Origin of the sequence: Streptomyces sp. NPDC059989 (assembly GCF_042736975.1) — a bacterium.
GTDB lineage: Bacteria > Actinomycetota > Actinomycetes > Streptomycetales > Streptomycetaceae > Streptomyces.
This window is the reverse complement of the sequence record NZ_JBHWUO010000074.1, coordinates 1-22464: the sequence shown is the minus strand read 5'-3', so window position 1 is coordinate 22464 and position 22464 is coordinate 1. Positions and strand designations below refer to the sequence as shown.

Below are 22464 nucleotides of genomic sequence, written 5' to 3'. Positions count from 1 at the left end.
ACCGGCCCTGCCCGCCCGCGGCGCGCCGGAAAGACCTCGGGCGCCCCCTGGCGGCGCCGGCCGCGCTGGCAGACTCGGGGGATGCTCGAGACCTCCGCACGACTGCTGCGCCTGTTGTCGCTGTTGCAGGCCCACCGCGAATGGACCGGGGCCGATCTCGCGGAACGGCTCGGGGTGACCCCGCGGACCGTCCGCCGGGACGTGGACCGGCTGCGGGAGCTGGGGTACCCGGTGAACGCCAGCCCCGGGACCGGCGGCGGATACCAGCTGGGGGCGGGGGCCGAGCTGCCGCCGCTGCTGCTGGACGACGACGAGGCCGTCGCCGTCGCGGTCGGGCTGCGGACGGCCGCCGGGAACGGGGTCGAGGGGATCGGGGAGGCCTCCGTACGGGCCCTGGCCAAGCTGGAGCAGGTGCTGCCGTCGCGGCTGCGGCGGCGGGTGTCCGCGCTCAACGAGTTCACCGTGCCGATGCTGCGCGGCGCGCAGCGCTCCACCGTGGACCCGTCCGTGCTGACCGAGCTCGCCACCGTCTGCCGGGACGGCGAGCGGCTGCGCTTCGGCTACCGGGACCACGCGGGCGAGGTCTCCCGCCGCACCGTGGAGCCGCACCGGCTGGTGTGCACCGAGCGGCGCTGGTACCTGGTCGCCTGGGACGTGGACCGCGAGGACTGGCGGACCTTCCGCGCCGACCGGATCGAGCCCAGGCCGCCGCACGGTCCGCGGTTCACCCCGCGCCCGCCGCCCGCCGAGGACCTGGCCGCGTACGTCTCCGAGGGCGTCTCGCAACGCGTGTACGCCGCCCGCGCGGTGGTGCGGCTGAAGGTTTCGGAAGAGGAGGCGGCGCGGATCATCGCGCCGAGCGACGGGGTCCTGGAACCGGTGGACGGGCAGAGCTGCCTGCTGCGCACCGGTGCGGTGAACCTGGACGTCCTGGTGATTCACGTCATGATGCTCGGCTGTGAGTTCGAGGTGGTCGAGCCGCCGGAGCTGACGGACCGGATCAGGGCCGCGCGGGATCTCCTGGGGCGGGCCGTGGACTCCGCCGCGGTGAAGGAAATGTAGTGGATCTGAGGGGGATCCGCCTGGTCCGGTCCAAGGGGCCGTGGCAATCCCGACGGGAATTCCCGGGCCGCGTCAGGGGGTTTGGGCGGAAATTCCAAAGACCTTCTACGGCGGGCGTGTCGCGGCCCGTAAAACAATTGGCAGTTGTCGATATTCTGTGACACAAGCGTGACCCGGGACGGACGAACGTCCAGGCGTGGCGCTGACGAACGAACGACGGACGACGAAGGCGGGCCGGGTCAGAGACCCGGCCCGCCTTCGTCGTGTGCGGGGGTGAGGTGGTGCGTACCGTCCCCGCGGTGGTCGGTCAGCCGCCGGCGACCGGGCGGGCGGCGGCCCCCCGGGCGGCGGTCCGCTCGGTGTGCGCCGGGCGGCGGCTGCCGGCCGGGGTGACCGGGGTCCGCTCGGACCTGATCACGTGCGGCCGGCCGGCCAGGACCGCCGCCGGCCGGGGCGCCGGGGCGTGCCCGGCGGGCAGTGCCTGGGCGGCCTGCCCGGCGGCCGCGGCGGGCGCCGGCGAGGGCTCCCCGGCGGGGTCGACGGTCCGCCTGAGCTGCCACTTGCCGCCCGCGGAGAGCAGCGGCATGAGCGCGGTCGCGACCGGGGCGGCCATCCGTCCCGTCTCGGCGCGGCGGCGCAGCAGCTCGCGCAGCTCGAAGACGTAGGCCTCGGCCCGCGCGATGAGCGGCTCGAACCAGGGCAGGGCCAGCAGGATCAGCAGACCCGCGGACCAGCCGAGCAGCACATCGCTGACCCAGTGCGTACCGAGGTACACGGTGGTGGCTCCGACGCTCAGCGAGACGACCGCGGACACCACGGACAGCACCCGCCGGGTGACCACGGTGGAAGCCAGGTAGGCCAGGATTCCCCAGGTCACGACGGCGTTGGCGGTGTGGCCGGAAGGAAATATATCGCCGCCCGCGAAGAGTTCGGCCGATCCGATCTCGGTGGCGTAGTGCGGACCGAGCCGGCCGAGGCCAAGCTTGACGGACCCGACGGTGATGTTGAGCAGCAGCAGCGCCACGCCGAGGGTGATCAGCGGGCGGAGGGTGTGCTGCCGCCAGGAGCGCCAGCCGAGCCAGGCGGCGACCATGACCGCGGTGGGTCCGCGCTGGCCGAGCACGACGAGGTAGTCGAGGAAGGCGTGGAGCTGCGGCCACTGCTCGTAGGGGCGGAAGAACATGATCTGCCAGTCCAGGCGGACGAGCCAGGACGTGGTCAGAACGGCCACCACGATCGCCAGATAGAAGGCGAGGGTCGATCCCAGGAGCACGACGCGGTGCCGGCTCATCTGCGGGGTTTGCAGATGAGCCGGTCGCTCTGGTTCCCGGTCCAGCCGGGCGAACACCCGCTCCAGACGGGTCAGGATTTGATCGGTACGCACTCAATCGACGTTACCGCGAGCGGATGGTCGGCCCGTGCGAATCGCGGGCTTTGTGATGACCATGTGATGTGGAGTTGGTCTCACGCGGTACTTAATTCCCGGCATTTCGGCAGTGGTTGGACCGAGGTTGATCCACTGTCCTGGCAATTATTTCGCACACTTACCCGGGCTTTATTGCGCCAGGCCATTTCCTTTGCTGAAAGATGGAGGGGAATGATCCATTCCGTTACGTCGGCCGCTGCGCGGGCCGTTGCGCGGGCCGTGCGCCGGCCGCTACGGAGGGCCCGAGCCGTTCAGCCAGAACGCCCCGTAGACCGCCGAGGCCAACGCCGCCGCGCCGAGCACCGCGGCCGCCCGCCGGGTCCGCCACCCGGCCAGCGCCACTCCCACCGGCAGCAGCAGCGGGAAGGCCGGCAGCAGCAGCCGGGGCTTGGAGCCGAAGTACCCCGAGGCGCACAGCGCGAGCGCCACGACGATCCCGCCGTATACGAGCAGCGGAACCGGCTGACGCTGCCGTACGCACCGCCCGTACAGCCACAGCACCAGCACGACCCCCGCGATCAGCCCGAGCCCGGCCGCGAAGGCCGACGAGGCCAGCTTCGCCCCGATGAAGCGGGCGAAGGCCCAGCCGCCGTCGAAGCCGTTGCCCCAGCCCGCCTGCACGTCCAGGTACCCGAACAGGCCGCTCCCGGTGCGCGCGCCGACCCACAGGGCGTAGCCCGCCGCGCCCAGCGGAGCCAGCAGCACCCCGGCGGCCATCCGCCAGGACCGCTCCCCGCGGCGCCAGGCCAGGGCGGCCGCCACCCAGACCGCCGCGACCACCGCCGCGCCGACCGGGCGGGTCAGCCCGGCCCCGGCCGCGAGCAGGCCCGCCGTCAGCCACCGGCCGCGCAGGGCCCCGTACAGCGCCCAGACGGCGAGCGCGGTGAACAGGGACTCGCTGTACGCCATGGACTGCACGATCCCGACGGGCAGCGCGGCCCAGACGGCGACGGCGAACACCCCGGCGCGGCGGCCGTGGAGCAGGTCCGCCACCGCGAAGATCCCCCAGGCCGCGGCGAGCCCCGCCAGTGCCGAGACCACCAGGCCCGCCGAGCCGTACGAGAGCCCGGTCGGCGCCGACACCAGCCGCTCCAGCCAGGGCAGCAGCGGGAAGAAGGCCAGGTTCGAGTGGACGTCCCCGTTCGGGAGGAGCACCTCGTACCCGTACCCCTCCGCGGCGATGCGGGCGTACCAGAGCGAGTCCCAGCGGGCCGACAGCAGTGTGTGCGGGCTGCTGCCGGCCGCCGCGCACCACACCGCGAGCACGGCCAGCCCGAGCAGCCGGACCGCCGCGAAGACGGCCAGCGCGGGCGCGGCCCGGCGAAATCCAAGATCTTTCACGGGCATGATTATCGGTGGCGGCGGCCGGTGCGCGGCCGACGGGCGGCCGACGGGCGGCCGACGGGCGGCCGACGGGCGGCCGGTGGGCACGGCCGAGAACCACGGGCCGTGAGCGCGCGTGTACGCGGGGGAGGGAAGGGGTGGGGTGAAGTGGCGCACGCCACATGGCGGCCGCCGTCGGGATGAGAGCTTGGCCACGTGTGGGTCAGGCGAACTCGCGTACGCTGACCGTTCACTCGCGTGTCGATGCCGGACCCCGTTGGACGCCGCACAGCGCACCACCCCCCGCGGCTCCGTCAGACGCTGGTCCGCCGAGCGCGAGGGATCACCTGGGAGGTACATGCATGTCGGGGACGAACGCGGCCGGGACCAGGACCCCTTCCCCCTGGCAGCGGATCTGCGCGGCCTCCGGCGGAGCCAACCGCTGGGTCGTCCTGGCGGTTCTGTGCGTCAGCCTGGTCCTCGTCGCGCTCGACGCGACGATCCTGCACGTCGCCGTCCCCTCCGTCACCGAGGACCTGCGCCCCGGCTCCATCGAGCTCCTGTGGATCGTCGACGCCTACCCCCTGGTCTGCGCCGCCCTGCTGATCCTCTTCGGCACCCTCGGCGACCGGGTCGGCCGCCGCCGCATACTCCTCCTCGGCTACGGGCTCTTCGGCGCGGCCTCCGCGCTGGCCGCCCTCGCCGACAACGCCCAGGTCCTCATCGCCGCGCGCGCCCTGCTCGGCATCGGCGGCGCGATGATCATGCCCGCCACCCTGTCGATCCTGCGCCAGGTCTTCCCCGACCGGCGCGAGCGGGCGCTCGCCATCGGCATCTGGACCGCGGTCGCCGCGGTCGGCGCCGCCAGCGGGCCCGTACTCGGAGGCTTCCTCGTCCAGCACTTCTGGTGGGGCTCCGTCTTCCTCATCAACATCCCGCTGATGGCGCTCATCCTGCCGCTGGGCCGCTGGCTGCTGCCCGAGTCGAAGGGCTCCGCCGACGGGCCGTGGGACGTGCTCGGCGCGGTGATGGCCGCCGCCGGCGTGCTCGGTTCGGTCCTCGGGATCAAGCGGCTCGGCGCCGAGCGCGAGCTGCTGGACGCCGAGGCGCTGGTGCCGCTGGTGCTCGGCGTGGCGCTGCTGGTGCTGTTCGTCCGGCGGCAGAAGCGGCGCGAGCATCCGCTGATCGACATGCGGATGTTCTCGCGCGTCGCCTTCTCCACCTCGGTGGGCTGCATCGTGCTCGCCATGCTGGCGCTGGTCGGCCTGGAGCTGATCGCCGTCCAGTACCTCCAGCTGGTGCTGCGGCTCAGCCCGCTGGAGACCGGGCTGCGGCTGCTGCCGCTCACCTTCGCCGCCATGGCGGCCGGGGCCACCGGGTCCTACACGCTGGCCCGGATCGGGCCGCGCACCATGGTCTCGCTGGGCTTCCTGCTGACCGCCGGCGCCGTGCTGCTGCTCACCTTCATGGGGCAGCACGACCGGCCCGTGCTGCTCACGGTCGGCTTCATCCTGCTCGGCTTCGGACTCCAGACCACGCTGTTCGCCGCCTATGAGTCGATGCTGAGCGAGGCTCCGGCGGCCACCGCGGGCGGCGCGGCCTCGATCGGCGAGACCTCGTACCAGCTGGGTGCGGGGATCGGCATCGCGCTGCTGGGCAGCGTGATGAACGCGGCGTACCGGCCGGGGCTGGTGGGGGTGCCGGGGGTTTCGGCGGCGGACTCGGCGGGCGCGGCCAATTCCCTGGGCGAGGCCTACCAGATCGCCGCGCACCTCGGGGGGACGGCGGGGGAGTCGCTGTACGCCGCGGCCCGGCACTCGTTCGTGCACGGGCTGCACGTCACGCTGGTGGTGAGTGCGGGGCTGTTGTTCGCGGGCGCGTTGATGGCGCTGAAGCTGCCGCGGGTCATGGACTGCGGGGTGGGCGAGGGCGCGCAGCCGGTGGCCGAGCCGGTGCGGCTGCCCGCGCAGGCCACGGGCGAGCCGTGCCCGGCTCCTGCGGAGCACGCCGCGGGCTGAAGCCGGGTCCGCCGGTCCGCCGGTGCGGCGCCGCTGCCGGGGCTCCGCCCCGGACCCTCCCCCAGACTCCGTCCGGGGGGACCCCCACGCCTCAAACGCCGGCGAGGCTGAAAGATCGCCTCAATCGCCGGCGGGGCTGGATTTGGCCGCCCTCAGTACGCGGGCGCGCGTACAAGATCGGGGCTCCGCCCCGGACCCCGTGCCTCAATCGCCGGCGGGGCTTGATTGGTGGCGACGGCGGCGTCTAGCGTCAGCCGGGCGGCGTAAAACTTGCGCTGCTAGGTAACGACTCAGGCCGCCGGGAGGCCCCGTGTCACCGTTCCTGCCTCATGATCCGCTCGGGCTCGACGAGCTGCTCGGGCCCGAGGACCTCGCCATCCGCGACACCGTTCGCGACTGGGCCGCCGACCGGGTGCTGCCGTACGTCGCCGAGTGGTACGAGAGCGGCGAGCTCCCCGGCATCCGGGAGCTGGCCCGTGAGCTCGGGGCCATCGGGGCGCTCGGGATGTCCCTCACCGGGTACGGCTGCGCCGGCGCCAGCGCCGTGCAGTACGGCCTCGCCTGCCTGGAGCTGGAGGCCGCCGACTCCGGGATCCGCTCGCTGGTCTCCGTACAGGGATCGCTCGCGATGTACGCGATCTGGAAGTACGGCTCCGAGGAGCAGAAGCAGCGCTGGCTGCCCGGCATGGCCGCCGGCGAGCTGATCGGCTGCTTCGGGCTGACCGAGCCCGACGTGGGATCGGACCCCGCCGCGATGCGGACCCACGCCAAGCGCGACGGCACCGACTGGGTGCTGAACGGGCGCAAGATGTGGATCACCAACGGTTCGGTCGCCGCCGTCGCCGTGGTCTGGGCACAGACCGACGAGGGGATCCGCGGATTCGCCGTCCCGACGGACACCGCCGGTTTCTCCGCGCCGGAGATCAAGCACAAGTGGTCGCTGCGGGCCAGCGTGACCAGCGAGCTCGTCATGGACGAGGTGAGGCTGCCCGCCGACGCGGTGCTGCCGGGCGTCACCGGCCTGAAGGGACCGCTCGGCTGCCTCAGCCACGCGCGGTACGGGATCATCTGGGGATCCATGGGCGCGGCGCGCGCCAGTTTCGAGTCCGCGCTCGGCTACGCGAAGACGCGGGAGCAGTTCGGAAAGCCGATCGGCGGCTTCCAGCTCACCCAGGCCAAGCTGGCGGACATGGCCCTCGAACTCCACAAGGGCATCCTGCTCGCCCACCACCTGGGCCGGCGCATGGACGCGGGCACCCTGCGGCCGGAGCAGATCAGCTTCGGCAAGCTCAACAACGTCCGCGAGGCCATCGAGATCTGTCGCACCGCGCGGACCATCCTCGGTGCCAACGGGATCTCCCTCGAATACCCCGTCATGCGGCACTCCACCAACCTCGAATCGGTCCTCACCTACGAGGGCACCGTCGAGATGCACCAACTGGTGCTGGGCAAGGCGCTCACCGGGCTGGACGCCTTCCGGTGAGAGTCCCCCAGCCACCGCTGGGAGGTGCCCCCACTGCCTAGCTCTGGTTGAAGAAGTCGCGCGAGCGGCCGGCGGGCTCGCCGCTCACGATCTGGGTGTCGGCCGGGGTCAGGAGGAAGACCCTGGTCGCCACCCGCTCGATCGAGCCGCGCAGGCCGAAGGTCAGGCCGGCCGCGAAGTCGACCACGCGCTTCGCGTCGCCCGGGTCCATCGACGACAGGTTCACGATCACCGGGACGCCCTCGCGGAACAGCTCGCCGATTCCACGCGCGTCACGGAAGCCGTCGGGGGTGACCGTCGCGATCCGGCGGCCCTGCTCGACAGCCGACTCGGAGGCCACCCTGACGCGCGGGTCGGTGACCCACTGCTCGCCGGGACCGGCCACCGAACCCTGTGCCGCCTCCGCGTAGTCGTCGTCGTAGTAACGCTCGTCGTCGCTGTCCTCCACGAGACCCAGCCAGGCACTCGCCTTGCGCACCGAACCCATGGACGCCTCCTTTCACCGCGGTCAGTTGTCTTCTCTCCGCTGCCCCTATGGTCGTCCATGATGCTGACAACGCGCCAAGTGGATAGTCGCCGCGCAGGGGTTTCGTGACGGTACTGGTGCAGAACATCCGTTGCACGGTCAAGGATCCTGATGGCTACCACTGCTGACTGAGTGAAAATACGACTGCTGCCTCCGTACGGGTGACCGATGGGGACGTACGGGTGAAGGCCGCGGCTGGATACGATGCCCGGCAAGCACGCGTACGACACACGGGGGAAGCGGTTTGTTCGGCATAGTCAGGCCTTGCACGCACCGGCTGGGAGAGCGGTTCAAGACGGAGTGGATGGCCCATCTGTGCGGGCTGTGCCTGGCACTTCGGGGGGATCACGGCCAGTTCGCCAGGATCGTCACCAACTACGACGGGCTGCTCGTCTCCGTTCTGACGGAGGCTCAGTCCGGTCCCGCACCCGGCACCCGGCGCACCGCCGGCCCCTGCCCGCTGCGCGGGATGCGCACCGCCGCCGTGGCGAAGGGCGAGGGTGCGCGGCTCGCGGCCGCCGTCTCGCTCGTCCTGGCCTCCGCGAAGGTACGGGACCACGTGGCCGACCGGGACGGGCTGTTGGCCCGGGCCCCCATCGCCGCGGCCGCGCGCAGGGTGGCCCGCGGCTGGGACCGTGCCGGAGCCCGCACCGGGGCCTCGCTCGGCTTCGACACGGCGGTCCTCGTCGACGCCGTGGACCGGCAGGCGGGCATCGAGACGCTGGCCGGCCCCGGCACGCCGGTGCTGGTGGTGACCGAGCCCACGGAGACCGCGACGGCCGCCGCCTTCGCCCATACCGCGCAGCTGGCCGGACGTCCAGGCAACGCGCCCGCGCTCGCCGAGGCGGGCCGCTACTTCGGGCGGCTCGCGCACCTGCTCGACGCCGTGGAGGACCAGGGCGCGGACGCCGCGGCGGGCGCCTGGAACCCGCTCACCGCCACCGGGACCTCGCTCGCCGAGGCCCGGCGGCTGTGCGACGACGCGCTGCACGGGATCCGGCTGGCGCTGCGCGAGGTGGAGTTCGCGGACGCCGGGCTCGCCCACCGGCTGCTGGTGCACGAGCTGCGCACCTCGGTGGACCGGGCCTTCGGGACGGGCAGCTGCGGGCACGTGGGGAGGAACGCCGCCGGGCAGGGCGGCGGCCCGTACGCCGCGAACCCCTACGCGGGCAGCCCCCAGGCCGGCGGCAGCCCCTATGGCTCCCATCCCCATGGCTCCCATCCCTACGCACCGGGTGCGCCGCAGGCTCCCGGCGGGCCGGTCGTGCCGCCGCCCATGGGGCCCGGCGGTGGCGGAGGCGGAGGCGGCTGGGGCGGCCTGCCCCCGCAGAAGCCGCGCCGGGGACTGCTGGCCGGCTGCGCGGTGGCTCTGGGCCTGTTCTGCACCTGCCAGCTCTGCTGCACCGAGCACGAGGGGCCGTGGTCCCGGGAGAAGAAGCAGGCCTGGTGCGACAACTGCGACTGCGGGAACTGCAACTGCGACGGCTGCGACTGCGGCTGCGGTGACTGCTGCTGCTGTCCCTGCGACGGCTGCTGAGGCCCCTTCAGGTCGCACAGGTCCGGACGGAGTACCCCGAGGTTCCCGTCCGGACCGGTGTGGAAGGGTTGACCGGCATGAACGACGACGCAGACGACCCGCCCGCCGCCTGGCGGAAATGGCACGAGCATCGGGTGGCCACCGTGTCCGCCCCTTACGGGCCCCTCGCGCTCACCGGCACCCACTGGCTCGCCGACTACCCGGAAGGTCGAATTCCGGCCGTTCCGGGGCAGTGGCGCACGACCGACGGCGGAGTTGCGCTGACGGCCGCCCCCGAGGATTCCCTTCACCTCGACGGCGAGCCCTTCACCGGTGACGCCGTACTGGCCGCCGACGAGACCCCGCCCGCGCACTCGCGGCTCTCCGCGGGGGAGGTGCGGCTCGTCGTGATCCGGCGCGAAGGGGAGTGGGCGGTACGGGTCTTCGACCCCGCGGCCCAGGCCCGCCGGACCTTCACCGGGATCGAGGCCACCCCCTACGACCCGGCCTTCGTGCTGCCGGGGCGCTTCCGGCCGTACGGGGAGGACCGGACCGTCCAGGTGGAGAACGCCGACGGGCGGGCGCGCGGACTCGGCCTCGGCGGCGAGCTGCGCTTCCCCTTCGGGGGCGTCGACCACACCCTCCAGGTCGCCGTCGACGCACAGGACGGAAGCCTCTGGGCCGTCTTCGGAGATGCCACCGGCGGGCGCTCCAGCTACCGTTTCCGCTTCCTGAAGCCCGGCACCCCCGCGCGGGACGGCTCGATCACCGTGGACCTCAACCGGGCCCAGCTGCCGCCCTGCGCCTTCGCCGACCACTTCATCTGCCCCTTCCCGCCTCCGGGGAACACCCTTCCCTTCGAGGTGGCGGCGGGCGAGCGGCGGCTGAAAGGCGCCCTTGCGGCCGGTATCTGACGCCAGGACACTCCCGACAGTGCTTGTCAGGGACACGGCGCAAATTTTGGCGCTCCCCCGTGCCCCGACTGCGCCTCACGGGCTCCGGCACCCCCACGACAGCCGGGCCCCCGAACCTCTCGGAGGACGATAAGTGAGGATCAAGAGCATCACCCGTACCAGGCTGCTCGCGGCGGCCACCGGCCTGGCCGCCATCGCAGCACTCGCCGCCCCCACCGTGGCGAACGCGGACGCACAGGACGGCGGCGGTTTCAGCGCCGCCCGGCTGGCCTCGGCCGGCGCATCCGTCCTGCGCGCCGACGTCGCGGGCACCGCCTGGCACACCGACCCCGCCACCGGGACCCTGGTGGTCACCGCCGACTCCACCGTCTCGACCGCCGACCTCGCCAGAATCAAGCGCGAGGCCGGAGCCGACGCCGGGGCCCTGCGCATCGAGCGCACCCCCGGCAAACTGACCAAACTGCTCTCCGGCGGCGACGCGATCTACGCGTCCAGCTGGCGCTGCTCGCTCGGCTTCAACGTGCGCAGCGGGAGTACGTACTACATCCTCACCGCCGGGCACTGCACCGACGGCGCCGGCACCTGGTGGAGCAACTCCGCCCACACCAGCACGCTCGGCACCACCGTCGGATCCAGCTTCCCGACGAACGACTACGGCCTGATCAAGTACGCGAGCAACTCGCCGGTCCCGCCGGGCACCGTCGGCAGCCAGGACATCACCAGCGCCGTGAACGCGACCGTCGGCATGTCCGTGAAGCGGCGCGGCTCCACCACCGGCACCCACAGCGGCTCGGTGACCGGGCTCAACGCCACCGTCAACTACGGCGGTGGCGACATCGTCTACGGCATGATCAAGACCAACGTCTGCGCCGAACCCGGCGACAGCGGCGGCCCGCTCTACTCGGGCGCCCGCGCGGTCGGTCTCACATCGGGCGGCAGCGGCAACTGCTCCTCGGGCGGAACGACGTACTTCCAGCCGGTGGTCGAGGCCCTCAACGCCTACGGGGTCAGCGTGTACTGACCCGGCCACCGGGTAGGACACCCGCCCGGCCTGCGGCACAATCGTGAGCCCCTGCCCAACTCCTGGGCGGGGGCTCATCTTTGGGGGAAGAGGAGACGCGCATGACCAGTGCACCGTCCGGTCGGGGAGGCACCGCGCCCGATGTGCAACGGCGGATCCGGCGCAACCGCTGGCTGTTCACCGCGCCCCTGGTGCTGCTGTGCGTGCTCGGTGCGGTCCTCGTCTGGGAGATCGTGCGCGGGAACATGTCCGAGGCCTCCCGCTCCCATTGGCCGTGGCGTCTGGAGCTGATGAGCGCCGAACCGCTGGCCAGCCTGCTGGCCGTATCGGCGGGCGCCGTCCTGGCGCGGGCCCAGTACGCCCGGGCGGTGCGGCCGGCGCTCGGATGGCGGTCCGAGTTCGTGGCGGGTCTGCTGCCGGGCCCCGCGAAGGCCTGGAGCGTGGGGATCCTCAACGGCGGCCAGCACAACGTGGTCCTGGAACACCTGGACTACCGGCTGGTCATGGCCCGTGACTCGGTCGACGCGACGGCCGACGACGCGGAGTGGACGGGTCTGGCCGCCGTCGGCGAGCGGCTGGCAGGCGAAGGTCTGCGGGCCGCCGTCGACTTCCGGATCTACTCCTTCGGCGCGGGGTACCCGCTCGTGGCGACCGGTACGTACGAGACCGTCGGGGTGGGGGTGTTCTCGAAGCGGTTCATCGACGAGGTACGGGCGTTCCACCTGCGCATACAGGTGGTGGACAGTGTCGGGGACACGCACGAGCGGATCATCGAATGCCTCGAGGGAGCCCGGGAGGCGGTGACCGCGCCCGTCGAGGAGGCGGAGCCGGTCACAGCAGCCAGTCCAGGGCTTCCGGCTGCGCGTACTGCGCGGCGAAGTGGCCGGCCCCGGGCTTGATCACGGCGGTGCTGTGCTCGATGTGCCCGGCCAGCCATCGGAAATGACCCAGGGGGGAGAAGGCGTCCTCCGCACCGCGCCACAGCAGGACCCGGCCGGCGATGGAGCCGGGATCGAATCCCCAGGGCCGGCAGAAGGCCAGGCTGTCGTCCAGCCAGCCGTACACGGAAGTGCGCAGCGCCTCCCGGTAGTTGTCCAGCAACGCCCGATGCACTTCATGGTCGGAGAGGACCGGCAGATCGGCTTCGGAGAGGTCCGCCCGCAGCTCCTCCAGCAGTCTGCCCGGGTCACGGCTGATGGCCGCTGCCCGGGGGGTGAGCCTGCGTTCCAGGGCCGCCGGATCGCGCACGGCGAGCGCGTAGTGCTCGGCGTTGTGGGCGGTCATGCCGGCGAACCAGTCGAGTCCGGCCCCGTCCCACGGCGCGAGGCTGACCAGGGCGGCCGTCCCCGTCACCCGCTCCGGGAGAAGCGCCGCGCAGGCGAGGGCGTGCGGACCGCCCCCGGAGCGGCCGACGACGGCGAAGGTGTCCACGCCCAGGGCATCCGCGACGGCGGCGGAGTCCGCGGCGGCATCGGCCACCGTCCGACCCGGGGACCGGTCGGAGTCCCCGTAACCGGGCCGGTCGTAGGCGAAGAACCGGATGTCCGGATAGCGCTCGGTGATGTCGCGCAGGGCCGTCCCGAGCCGGCTCCCCGGCATGCCGTGGTGCAGCAGTACGGGCACCCCGTCCGGCGCACCCCAGACCTCGGCCACGAGCACGCGGCCGTCCCCTGCCTTCACCTCGACGCGCACTACGCCTCCGCGGTCTTTCGGCTTCCTGCCGATGTCCCTAGTCTCATGACGACAGACGACATCTCTCTTGATGGAAACACAGCCACGACCCGGAGGGGGAACCGTGACGACCACTCAGAAGCAGCAGCCCGCAGTCTCGCCGGTACAAGGGGAGCGCGGCGGCCGGCCGTCGCTGGCCTCGCTCGCCGCCCGCGGCGCGGACGCCGACCGGCGCATCGCCCGGGTGCTCCCCGGCGCCACGGCCCCCGGCGCCCGGACGGTCACCTTCAACTCCTCCCTCTGAGCAGGGCGCGCCCGTAGCGATGGTGTTCACCGGGGCCGCTGCCGCGCGGCTCATCCCGTTCCGCGAATTCGTGGTCAAGGTGCACAGCAGATGCGACCTCGCATGCGACCACTGCTACATCTATGAACACGCGGACCAGAGCTGGCGGCAGCGGCCCGCGGTGCTGTCCGAAGCGGTGGCGGAGCGGCTCGCGGAGCGGCTGGCCGAGCACGCGGGGGCCCACGGACTGCCCTCGGTGACGGTCATCCTCCTCGGCGGCGAGCCGCTGCTGGCCGGCCCCGCCCGACTGCGGCGGCTGTGCGAGGTGCTCACCCGCGGCCTCGACGGGGTGGCCGCTCTCGACCTGCGGATCCACACCAACGGGCTCCGGCTGAACGAGGAGTTCCTCGACCTCTTCGCCACCTACGGGGTCAAGGTCGGGGTGTCCCTCGACGGCGACCGCGCGGCCAACGACCGGCACCGCCGCTCCGCGAACGGCCGGACCAGCCACCCCCGCGTCCTCAAGGCGCTCGGGCTGCTCGGCCAGGAGCGCCACCGGCACCTCTACCAGGGCCTGCTCTGCACGATCGACCCCGAGAACGACCCGCGCACGGTGTTCGACGCGCTCACCGCGCTCGCACCGCCGCGCATCGACTTCCTCCTGCCGCACGCCACCTGGGAGACGCCCCCGGCCAGGCCCGACGGGCGCCCCGACACCTACGCCCGGTGGCTCCTGGAGGTCTTCGACCACTGGGACGCGCAGGGCCGGCCGGTCCCGGTCCGGCTGTTCGACTCCCTCCTGAGCACCCTGCGCGGCGGGCCGAGCCTGACCGAGTCGCTGGGCCTGACACCCACGGACCTGGTCGTCGTCGAGACCGACGGCACCCTGGAGCAGGCCGATTCCCTCAAGACCGCCCACGAGGGCGCCGCCGCCACCGGTTTCGACGTCTTCCGGAACAGCTTCGACGAGGTGGCCGCCCATCCCGGCATCCGGGCCCGCCAGCTGGGCCTCGCCGGTGTCAGCGCAGAGTGCCGCGGCTGCCCCGTGGTGCGCTCGTGCGGCGGAGGCCTCTACGCGCACCGGTACCGGGCCGCCAACGGCTTCGACAACCCCTCCGTCTACTGCACCGACCTGAAGGAACTCGTGGACGGGGTCGAGCAGCGCACCGCCCGGACCGCCGACGTGCCCGGGCCCGCCGATCTCGCGGCCTCCCAGCAGGAGTTGACCCGGGTCCTGCTGGTCCGGCTGCACGAGGACCTGGCGGGCTCCGGGGGCGAGGACTGGCAGCGCTCCTGGGAGCTCGTCACGGCCGTCGAGGCCGAGGCGCCCGACGCGCTGGATGCCGTACTGGACCATCCGTACACGCGCACCTGGCTGCTCGGCGCACTGGAAGCCCTGCGCCAGGGGCGGCCGCCGGACGAGCCGCCCGCCTTCCGGCTGTCCGCGCTGGCCGCGGCGGCCGCGGTGCGGGGGCGGCTGGATCTGCAGGTGAGGGTGGCCCTCCGGGGCGGTGAGCTGTACCTGCCCACGCTCGGGCGGCTGCGCACCGGCGGGACCGCGGTCGGGATCAGGGCCGCCGACGAGGGGTTCTCCGTGAGGGAGGGCGGGACCGAACGGCGCTTGGCGCTGTCCGGGGCGGGCCCGGGCTGGCAGCCCGTACGGGTATGGCGGGGAGCCGCCGGGGTCGGGGCCGACGGTGCGGCGCCGGCCCTGGACGACCTCGACCCCTACCGCGACTGCTACTCCCGGCCGCCCCTGCCGAGGCTCGACGGACCCGGGGCCGAGGCCTGGCAGCGCCGCCTCGGTGCGGCCTGGGCGCTGCTGCACCGGACGGTGCCGGACCTGGCGCGGGAGACCGGGGCGGGGCTGAGCACGCTCACGCCGCTCACCGGCCCCGGGGGCCCGGGGAGATGCGGGCCCGGTGCGCTGGGCGTGCCCTACGCGGCAGACGTACGGGAGACCGCGCTCGCGCTGCTCACCGGGCGGCGGCGGGCCCGGCTGCGCGAGCTGACCGAGGTGGCCGACCTGTACGTGCTGGACGGGGAGTGGTGGCACGAGTCCCCCTGGCGGGAGCGGCCGGTGGCGGTGTCGGCGCTGCTGGCCGATGTGCATGCGCGGGTGGCCGTAGCGGCGTACCGGCGGGCGGGCGGCGATGCGGGCGGGAGCGGGCTCGCGGGTGACGAAGGTGAGATCAAGCGGACCCTGGACCGCCTTTCCGGTGCGGCGGAGCTGACCGTCACCGGAAAGGCGGTGGTGGCGGAACTGCGCCGGGAGTTCGAGTCGGGAGTCTGATCGGAGAATGCGCGAGATGGTGCGCGGAAATTCTTGTGAAAGTTTTCACAAGCGCGCATGGGTCTTTGGTCCTCCTTCGTTCGTGCAGGTGGAGCGGCATGTTCCTGGATCGTGAACAGGCGTGAACAGACCTTCTGCCCCTCGGGAGAGGGCTTTTTCGGCCGGGTGGCTTGCGGTTTTGGGTGTCGAATTGGGGCATCGGGTCGAAATGAAGGAGTTCCTGTCATGCAAGCCAACGAGATGGTGGACGGACTGGTCCAGGGGGCGCTCGCGGCGCTCGACCGGTTCGAGTCGTTCAACCAGGAGCAGGTCGACCACATCGTCAAGAAGGCCTCGCTGGCCGCGCTGGGCCGGCACGGCGAGCTCGCGAAGCTCGCCGTCGAGGAGACCGGGCGCGGCCTCTTCGAGGACAAGGCGGTCAAGAACCTCTTCGCCTGCGAGCACGTGGTGAACTCGATGCGCGGGCTGAAGACCGCGGGCGTCATCCGCCGCGACGAGCTGAACGGCATCACCGAGATCGCCGAGCCCGTCGGCGTCGTCTGCGCGATGACCCCGGTCACCAACCCGACCTCGACCACCCTCTTCAAGGCGCTGATCGCCCTGAAGACCCGCAACCCGATCATCTTCGCCTTCCACCCGTCCGCGCAGCACTGTTCCGCCGAGGCCGCCCGCATCGTGCGCGACGCCGCCGTCGCCGCCGGAGCCCCGGAGAACTGCGTGCAGTGGGTCGAGCAGCCCTCCATGGAGGCCACCGGCGCGCTCATGAACCACCCGGGCGTCTCCACCATCCTCGCCACCGGCGGCAACGCCATGGTCAAGGCCGCCTACTCCTGCGGGAAGCCGGCCCTGGGCGTCGGTGCCGGCAACGTCCCGGCGTACGTCCACAAGAGCGCCAAGCTGGGCCGCGCGATCCACGACATCGTGCTCTCCAAGGCCTTCGACAACGGCATGATCTGCGCCTCCGAGCAGGCCGTCATCCTGGACCGGGAGATCTACGAGCAGGGCCTCGCCGAGTTCAAGCGGCTCGGCGCCCACGTGGTCACTGCCGCCGAGAAGACCAAGCTGGAGCAGTTCGTCTTCGGCACGACCGCCTACGCCGCCGACTGCTCCGGCGCCAGGCTGAACCCGGCGGTCGTCGGCAAGTCCCCGCAGTGGATCGCCGAGCAGGCCGGTTTCACCGTCCCCGAGGGGACCTCCATCCTGCTGGCCGAGTGCAACGAGGTCGGCGACGGCGAGCCGCTGACCCGCGAGAAGCTCTCCCCGATCCTGGCCGCCCTGAAGGCCTCCGACGCCGAGTACGGTCTCGAACTGGCCGCCGAGATGGTCGAGTTCCACGGCCTGGGCCACAGCGCCGCCATCCACGCGGAGGACGAGCGGCTCGTCGAGGAGTTCGGCAGGAAGGTCAAGGCGATCCGCGTCATCGCCAACTCGCCGTCGACGTTCGGCGGTATCGGCGACGTCTACAACGCCCTCCTCCCCTCGCTCACCCTCGGCTGCGGCTCGTACGGGCACAACTCGGTGTCGAACAACGTCACCGCGGTGAACCTGATCAACGTCAAGCGGATCGGACGGCGCAACAACAACATGCAGTGGTTCAAGGTCCCGCCGAAGATCTACTTCGAGCGCAACTCCATCCGCTACCTCGGCGAGATGGACGGCATCAGCCGCGTCTCGATCGTCACCGACAAGACGATGGTCGCCCTCGGCTTCGTGCGGAAGGTCACCGAGATCCTGCAGGGTCGCGAAGGTGCCGTCGCCATCCAGGTCATCGACAACGTCGAGCCCAACCCGGAGCTGGCGACCGTGCAGGCCGGCGCCGCGCTGATGCGCGACTTCCGGCCCGACACGATCATCGGTCTCGGCGGCGGCTCCCCGATGGACGCCGCGAAGATCATGTGGCTGATGTACGAGCGCCCCGAGGTGGAGTTCGGGGACACGAAGGAGAAGTTCTTCGACGTCCGCAAGCGCGCCTACACCTTCCCCTCGCTCGGCGAGAAGGCCAGGATGGTGGCCATCCCGACCACCTCGGGCACCGGCTCCGAGGTCACCCCGTTCGCCGTCATCTCCGACCCGGCCGCGGCCCAGAAGTACCCGCTCGCCGACTACGCGCTGACCCCGAACGTGGCCATCGTCGACCCGGTCCTGCCCATGGGCCTGCCGCCCACCGTGACCGCGGACTCCGGCTTCGACGCCCTGACGCACGCCACCGAGGCCTACGTCTCCGCCTACTCCAACGACTACACCGACGGCCTCTGCCTCCAGGCGATCAAGCTGATCTTCGAGAACCTCCAGCGGTGCGTCGTCGACGGGCCGAACGACCCCGAGGCGCGCGAGAAGATGCACAACGCCTCGACGGTCGCGGGCATGGCCTTCGCCAACGCCTTCCTGGGCCTGGTGCACGCCATGGCGCACACCCTGGGCAACACCTTCCACGTGGCCCACGGCCGCACCAACGCGATCCTGCTGCCCCACGTGATCCGCCACAACGGCACGGTCTCGCACAAGGCCACCCCGTGGCCGAAGGCCGAGGTCTACCGGGCCCCGGAGCGCTTCCAGGAGATCGCGAAGATGCTGGGCCTGCCGGCCGCCACCCCGGCCGAGGGCGTCGAATCGTACGCCCGGGCGGTGGAGGAGCTCCGCACCAAGTGCGGGATCCCGGCCTCCTTCGCCGAGGAGGGCGTCGACGAGCGGGCCTTCGTCGAGGCCCTGCCGGCCCAGGCGATGAACGCCTACGCGGACCAGTGCGCGCCCGCCAACCCGCGGATGCCGATGATCGACGACATGCAGCAGCTGATGCGGCAGGCGTACTACGGCAACCGGGAGGGTGCGCCGGCCGGGAGCGGCGCCGCCGAGAAGGAGTGACCTCGTAGGAGAGAGCGCGAAGGCCCGTCCGGGGCGCAGGCCCCGGGCGGGCCTTCGGGCGTGCGCTACGCGGGCGGGGGCGCGGGGGCGGGCGGGACGAGGAGGGCCGCCGCCGAGCGGGCCTGGTCCAGGGCCCGGGCGCGGTCCGCGCCGCGCTGGCCCAGCACCACCCGGGTGCTCAGCCCGTCCAGCAGCGCGAGCAGTTCCGAGGCCCGGGCGGGGACGTCCATGGGGGCGAAGCGGCCCTGCTCCACGCCCTTGGCCAGCAGCGCCTCCAGGTCCTGCTGCCAGCTCTCGTCGATCTCCTCCTGGGCCGCCTTCAGCGGTTCGTTGGAGGCCGTACGGGCCCACAGCTCGATCCACAGGGTCCAGCGCGGGTCGCGCGGCCCCTCGGGGAGGTAGAGCTCCAGGAACTGGTCGAGCTTGCGGGCGGCCGTCACCCGGCGGCCGAGCAGGGCCCGGCGCTCCCCGGTGAGCAGTTCCTCGCTCCAGCGCAGGGCCTCCAGCAGGAGCCGGTCCTTGCTGCCGAAGTAGTACAGGATGTGCCCGCCGCTGGTGCCGAGGCGCTCGGCCAGCGCGGACATGGTGAGCGATGCGAGCCCGTTCTCGGCGATCGCCGCCATGGCCTCTTCCAGCATCCGCTCCTGCGCGATCTGCCCGTCGCGCCGCCGTGCCGCTCCCGCCACCGCTCTCCCGCCCTCCGGATCTTCCTGGCCAGACCTTATCCCGGACAGGGTCTTGACGGGGTCCCGGTACAGCCCGCATCTTGAATGCCATTCAAGAACTTAGAACGTCATTCAAGATCGCTCAAGGTCCTCAAGGTCAGGGGTTCGTCATGGGACAGCAGGAGACAGTCGACGTCGACGAGGTGTTCCGGGTCGAGACCCACGGGATCGACCCCATCCCCGACGCGGAACGCCACGGCAGCGCCAAGGACCTCTTCTGGCTCTGGTTCGGCTCCAACCTCACCTTCACCTACGTGATCAACGGCGCCCTGGCCGTGGCCTTCGGGCTCTCCTTCTGGCAGGCCACCGCCGTGGTCGTGATCAGCGGCCTGTCCTTCTTCGCCGTCAGCGCCGCCGGGCTCAGCGGCATCCGCACCGGCACCGCCACCCTGGTCATCTCCCGCGCCGCCTTCGGCGTCCGCGGCAACTTCCCGGCCGGCGTCCTCAACTGGGTGGTGAGCATCGGCTACACCATCGTCAACACCGTCGTCGGGACGCTCGCGCTGGAGGTCTTCTTCGCCGAGGTCGGCCTGGGCAGCGGCCACCTCGTACGCGGCCTCGCCCTCGGCATCACCCTCGCGCTGACCTTCGCCGTCGCCATGTGGGGCCACGCCACCGTGCAGTTCGCCGAGCGCTGGATGGCCTACGTCCTCGCCGTCGGCTTCGGCGCGCTGCTCGTCTTCGTCCTGCCCGGCGCCGACACCTCCGCCCCGGCCGCCGCCCCGGGCCTGTCCGGCTGGAGCCTCGCCTTCGTCGTCATGCTCGCCGGCCCCTTCTCGTACCTGCCGATGCCCGCCGACTACACCCGCTACCTGCCCCGGACCACCTCCCTGAAGTCGATCACCTGGATGGGCGCCCTCGGCGGCTTCGTCTCCTCCGTGGCCCTCGGCGTCGCGGGCGTCGCCGCCGCCACCCAGACCGACATGACCGACGCCGAGAGCCTGCTGCCCGGCTGGTTCCAGCCGCTGTTCCTGGCCCTCGTACTGGGCGGCTCGGTCACCAACTCGATCATCACGCTCTACTCCTCCAGCCTGAACCTCCAGGTCCTCGGCATCCCGTGGAGCCGCGCCCGCGCCATCGTGATCAGCGCCGCCGTCACCGCGCTCGGCTCGCTCGCCGCGCTCTTCCTCACCGACTTCACCACCTCCCTGCTCTCCTTCCTCTCCCTCCTGATCATCGTGTTCGCGCCCTGGGGCGGGGTGTTCCTCGCCGACATGCTGCTGCGCCGCTGCCACTACGACTCCGACGCGCTGCACGCCGGGAGCGCCGGGGCCTACTGGTACCGCGTCGGCTACCACCCGGCCGGCATGGCCGCCCTGCTCGCCGGCATGGCCTTCGCCGCCCTGACCTGCGACTCCGAGCTGTGGACCGGGCCGCTGGTGGCCCCGCTCGGCGGCGCCGACCTCACCCTCCTCGGCTCCGTCGTCTCCGGCCTCGCCTACTGGGCCCTGACCCGCGGCCGGGTCCCGGCCTACGCCCCCGCCGCCTGACCGCCGACCAGACCACCTCCCCCGCCGCAATGGAGCACCCCCACATGGCACGCCGCCCCTTCCCCGCCGACCTGCTGCTCACCGGAGCCCGGATCCACACCGTGGACCCGCGGCTGCCCGCGGCCGAGGCCCTCGCCGTCCACGACGGAACGATCGTCTGGCTCGGCCCCGACGCCGAGGCCGCCGCCTGGGCCGGACCGGACACCGAGCGGATCGACGCGGGCGGGAAGCTGGTCCTGCCCGGCTTCATCGACGCCCACAACCACGTCCGGCTCGGCTCCGACGACGCCTGCGTCCAGCTCGCCGGGGTGCGCACCCTGGAGGGCATCCACGAGCGGATCCTGGCCTGGCGGCAGGCCAACCCGGACGCCGAGTGGATCGAGGCCGAGGCCTTCGACTACTCCGCCATCCCGGGCGGCCGGATGCCGGCCGCAGCCGACCTGGACCCGGTCACCGGGGACATCCCGGCGCTCGTGCTCTCGTACGACGTGCACACGGCCTGGCTGAACACGGCGGCCATGCGGCGCCTGGGCGTCACCCGGGACCGTACGGACCTGCCCTTCGGCACGGCGGCGGTGGACCCGGAAACCGGCGAACCCACCGGATTCGTCAAGGACTTCGCCGTCAAGGGGCTCTCGCGGGACGGCCACCGGGCACTGCGCGACCTGGGCGTGCCGTGGGCCTCGCCGGACCGGCAGTACGGGCGGCTCGCCAAGAGCCTCGACGACGCGATCGGCTTCGGCATCACCACGGTGGTGGAGCCGCAGAACTCCCTCGACGACCTCGAACTCTACGAACGGGCCCGGGCGGAGGGGCGGCTGCGCTCGCGGATCGTCGCCGCGCTGTTCCACCCGCGCGGCACCGGTGAGGCCGACCTGGCCGACTTCGAGGAGGCGGCGCGCCGGTTCTCCGGGGACCGGCTGCGGGTGGGCCCGCTCAAGCTGTACATCGACGACGTGGTGGAACCGCGGACGGCCGCGCTCCTGGAGCCGTACGCGGGCTGCGGGCACCACCGGGGCGAGACCTTCTATCCGGCGGAGGAGTTCGCGGAGCTGCTGGCGAAGCTGGACGCGCGGGGCTTCCAGTGCTTCGTGCACGCCACGGGCGACCGGGGGATCCGGACCGTCCTGGACGCGGTGGAACACGCGCGGTCGGTGAACGGCCCGCGCGATGCCCGGCACCAGGTGGTGCACGTGGAATGCCTGGACCCGGCGGACGTGTCCCGCTTCGCGGACCTGGGCGTGGTGGCCTGCATGCAGCCGAGGCACTGCGCACCGGAGATCGCCGGGCCCGGGCAGGACTGGGCCGAGAACGTGGGCGAGGAGCGGTGGCACAAGGCGTGGCCGATGCGGAGCCTGCACGAGGCGGGGGCGGTCCTGGCGTTCTCCAGCGACTGGAACGTGGCGGAGATGGACCCGATGATCGGCATCTACACGGCGGTGACGCGTCGGCCCCTGGCCGGGGGCGAGGCGTGGCAGCCGGGCGAGACGGTGGACGTGGAGACGGCGGTGTACGGCTACACGATGGGCTCCGCCCATGCCAACTTCCTGGAGGCGGAGCGGGGTTCCCTGTCGGTGGGAAAGGCGGCCGACTTCGTGATCCTGTCCCGGGACATCTTCGCCGTGCCGGCGGCCGAGATCCTGGGCACGGTCGCCGAAACGGTGGTGGTGGCGGGGGAGATCACCCACCGGGCCGGCTGACTCCGTCGGTGGCCGGTCTCCCGCCTCAATCGCCGGCGGGGCTGGATTGTGCCGCAGCCGCAGCCGCAGCCGCAGCCGCAGCCGCAGCCGCAGCCGCAGCCGCAGCCGCAGCCGCAGCCGCAGCCGCAGCCGCAGCCGCAGCCGCAGCCGC

The 22464-nt window shown here is 72.4% G+C and carries 17 protein-coding genes; 12 read left to right on the top strand and 5 right to left on the bottom strand.

The window, feature by feature from the left end:
* Positions 1–81: 81 nt before the first annotated feature.
* On the top strand, positions 82–1062 hold the full coding sequence (locus ACFWBN_RS36360; RefSeq protein WP_385184964.1) for a helix-turn-helix transcriptional regulator: 981 nt from the start codon (positions 82–84) through the stop codon (positions 1060–1062).
* A gap of 307 nt (positions 1063–1369) precedes the next feature.
* On the opposite strand, the gene ACFWBN_RS36355 is transcribed toward ACFWBN_RS36360, so the two are convergent.
* Positions 1370–2446, bottom strand: coding sequence for a phosphatase PAP2 family protein (locus ACFWBN_RS36355; RefSeq protein ID WP_385184956.1), 1077 nt, complete (start codon positions 2444–2446; stop codon positions 1370–1372).
* A 273-nt stretch (positions 2447–2719) separates the two neighbouring features.
* On the bottom strand, positions 2720–3835 hold the full coding sequence (locus tag ACFWBN_RS36350) for a hypothetical protein (RefSeq protein ID WP_385184949.1): 1116 nt from the start codon (positions 3833–3835) through the stop codon (positions 2720–2722).
* Positions 3836–4173: 338 nt separating this feature from the next.
* Between ACFWBN_RS36350 and ACFWBN_RS36345 the strand changes: the two genes are divergently transcribed.
* Together ACFWBN_RS36345 and ACFWBN_RS36340 are read left to right on the top strand one after the other, a co-directional pair.
* Positions 4174–5829 (top strand): MFS transporter, encoded by a 1656-nt coding sequence (locus ACFWBN_RS36345; RefSeq protein WP_385184946.1) that lies wholly within the window; start codon positions 4174–4176, stop codon positions 5827–5829.
* A 310-nt stretch (positions 5830–6139) separates the two neighbouring features.
* Complete coding sequence (locus ACFWBN_RS36340) at positions 6140–7312, top strand: acyl-CoA dehydrogenase family protein (RefSeq protein ID WP_385184944.1); 1173 nt, start codon at positions 6140–6142, stop codon at positions 7310–7312.
* Between the two features lie 37 nt (positions 7313–7349).
* Here the strand turns inward: ACFWBN_RS36340 and ACFWBN_RS36335 are convergent, their stop codons facing one another.
* Positions 7350–7799 (bottom strand): cell division protein SepF, encoded by a 450-nt coding sequence (locus ACFWBN_RS36335; protein WP_385184942.1) that lies wholly within the window; start codon positions 7797–7799, stop codon positions 7350–7352.
* A gap of 283 nt (positions 7800–8082) precedes the next feature.
* Here ACFWBN_RS36335 and ACFWBN_RS36330 point away from each other — a divergent pair, with 283 nt between their 5' ends.
* From ACFWBN_RS36330 to ACFWBN_RS36315, 4 genes are all read left to right on the top strand, one after another.
* Complete coding sequence (locus ACFWBN_RS36330; protein WP_385184939.1) at positions 8083–9375, top strand: DUF5685 family protein; 1293 nt, start codon at positions 8083–8085, stop codon at positions 9373–9375.
* Between the two features lie 77 nt (positions 9376–9452).
* Positions 9453–10268: a DUF1684 domain-containing protein gene (locus ACFWBN_RS36325; protein WP_385184936.1), complete on the top strand. Its 816-nt coding sequence runs from the start codon at positions 9453–9455 to the stop codon at positions 10266–10268.
* Positions 10269–10401: 133 nt separating this feature from the next.
* Positions 10402–11289: a S1 family peptidase gene (locus ACFWBN_RS36320; RefSeq protein WP_385184933.1), complete on the top strand. Its 888-nt coding sequence runs from the start codon at positions 10402–10404 to the stop codon at positions 11287–11289.
* A gap of 101 nt (positions 11290–11390) precedes the next feature.
* Positions 11391–12188, top strand: a complete 798-nt coding sequence (locus ACFWBN_RS36315; protein WP_385184930.1) for a hypothetical protein — start codon at positions 11391–11393, stop codon at positions 12186–12188.
* Here the strand turns inward: ACFWBN_RS36315 and ACFWBN_RS36310 are convergent.
* Positions 12121–12981, bottom strand: coding sequence for an alpha/beta fold hydrolase (locus ACFWBN_RS36310; protein WP_385184925.1), 861 nt, complete (start codon positions 12979–12981; stop codon positions 12121–12123). The two genes, ACFWBN_RS36315 and ACFWBN_RS36310, sit on opposite strands and share 68 nt — an antisense overlap.
* A gap of 103 nt (positions 12982–13084) precedes the next feature.
* Here ACFWBN_RS36310 and ACFWBN_RS36305 point away from each other — a divergent pair, with 103 nt between their 5' ends.
* The 3 genes from ACFWBN_RS36305 to adhE all read left to right on the top strand — a co-directional run bounded on the left by ACFWBN_RS36305 (position 13085) and on the right by adhE (position 18398).
* Positions 13085–13264 (top strand): hypothetical protein, encoded by a 180-nt coding sequence (locus tag ACFWBN_RS36305; RefSeq protein WP_385184922.1) that lies wholly within the window; start codon positions 13085–13087, stop codon positions 13262–13264.
* A gap of 19 nt (positions 13265–13283) precedes the next feature.
* Positions 13284–15536 (top strand): radical SAM/SPASM protein FxsBH, inactivated beta-hydroxylase extension form, encoded by a 2253-nt coding sequence (gene fxsBH, locus ACFWBN_RS36300; protein WP_385184919.1) that lies wholly within the window; start codon positions 13284–13286, stop codon positions 15534–15536.
* 225 nt (positions 15537–15761) lie between these two features.
* Positions 15762–18398 carry a bifunctional acetaldehyde-CoA/alcohol dehydrogenase gene (adhE, locus tag ACFWBN_RS36295; RefSeq protein WP_385184916.1) on the top strand — a complete coding sequence of 879 codons (2637 nt, stop codon included), beginning with the start codon at positions 15762–15764 and terminating at the stop codon, positions 18396–18398.
* 65 nt (positions 18399–18463) lie between these two features.
* Here adhE and ACFWBN_RS36290 read toward each other — a convergent pair whose 3' ends face one another.
* On the bottom strand, positions 18464–19084 hold the full coding sequence (locus tag ACFWBN_RS36290; RefSeq protein ID WP_385184913.1) for a TetR/AcrR family transcriptional regulator: 621 nt from the start codon (positions 19082–19084) through the stop codon (positions 18464–18466).
* Positions 19085–19233: 149 nt separating this feature from the next.
* Here ACFWBN_RS36290 and ACFWBN_RS36285 point away from each other — a divergent pair, with 149 nt between their 5' ends.
* Entirely contained in the window at positions 19234–20613 is a 1380-nt protein-coding gene (locus ACFWBN_RS36285; RefSeq protein ID WP_385184910.1) for a purine-cytosine permease family protein, read from the top strand.
* 44 nt (positions 20614–20657) lie between these two features.
* On the top strand, positions 20658–22313 hold the full coding sequence (locus tag ACFWBN_RS36280; RefSeq protein WP_385184907.1) for an amidohydrolase: 1656 nt from the start codon (positions 20658–20660) through the stop codon (positions 22311–22313).
* Positions 22314–22464 lie beyond the last annotated feature (151 nt).

Coding starts and splice junctions, on each gene's coding strand:
- ACFWBN_RS36315 (WP_385184930.1), top strand. CDS start 11,391: ATGACCAGTGCACCGTCCGGTCGGGGAGGCACCGCGCCCGATGTGCAA.
- ACFWBN_RS36360 (WP_385184964.1), top strand. CDS start 82: ATGCTCGAGACCTCCGCACGACTGCTGCGCCTGTTGTCGCTGTTGCAG.
- adhE (WP_385184916.1), top strand. CDS start 15,762: ATGCAAGCCAACGAGATGGTGGACGGACTGGTCCAGGGGGCGCTCGCG.
- ACFWBN_RS36280 (WP_385184907.1), top strand. CDS start 20,658: ATGGCACGCCGCCCCTTCCCCGCCGACCTGCTGCTCACCGGAGCCCGG.
- ACFWBN_RS36335 (WP_385184942.1), bottom strand. CDS start 7,799: ATGGGTTCGGTGCGCAAGGCGAGTGCCTGGCTGGGTCTCGTGGAGGAC.
- ACFWBN_RS36285 (WP_385184910.1), top strand. CDS start 19,234: ATGGGACAGCAGGAGACAGTCGACGTCGACGAGGTGTTCCGGGTCGAG.
- ACFWBN_RS36345 (WP_385184946.1), top strand. CDS start 4,174: ATGTCGGGGACGAACGCGGCCGGGACCAGGACCCCTTCCCCCTGGCAG.
- ACFWBN_RS36350 (WP_385184949.1), bottom strand. CDS start 3,835: ATGCCCGTGAAAGATCTTGGATTTCGCCGGGCCGCGCCCGCGCTGGCC.
- ACFWBN_RS36325 (WP_385184936.1), top strand. CDS start 9,453: ATGAACGACGACGCAGACGACCCGCCCGCCGCCTGGCGGAAATGGCAC.
- fxsBH (WP_385184919.1), top strand. CDS start 13,284: ATGGTGTTCACCGGGGCCGCTGCCGCGCGGCTCATCCCGTTCCGCGAA.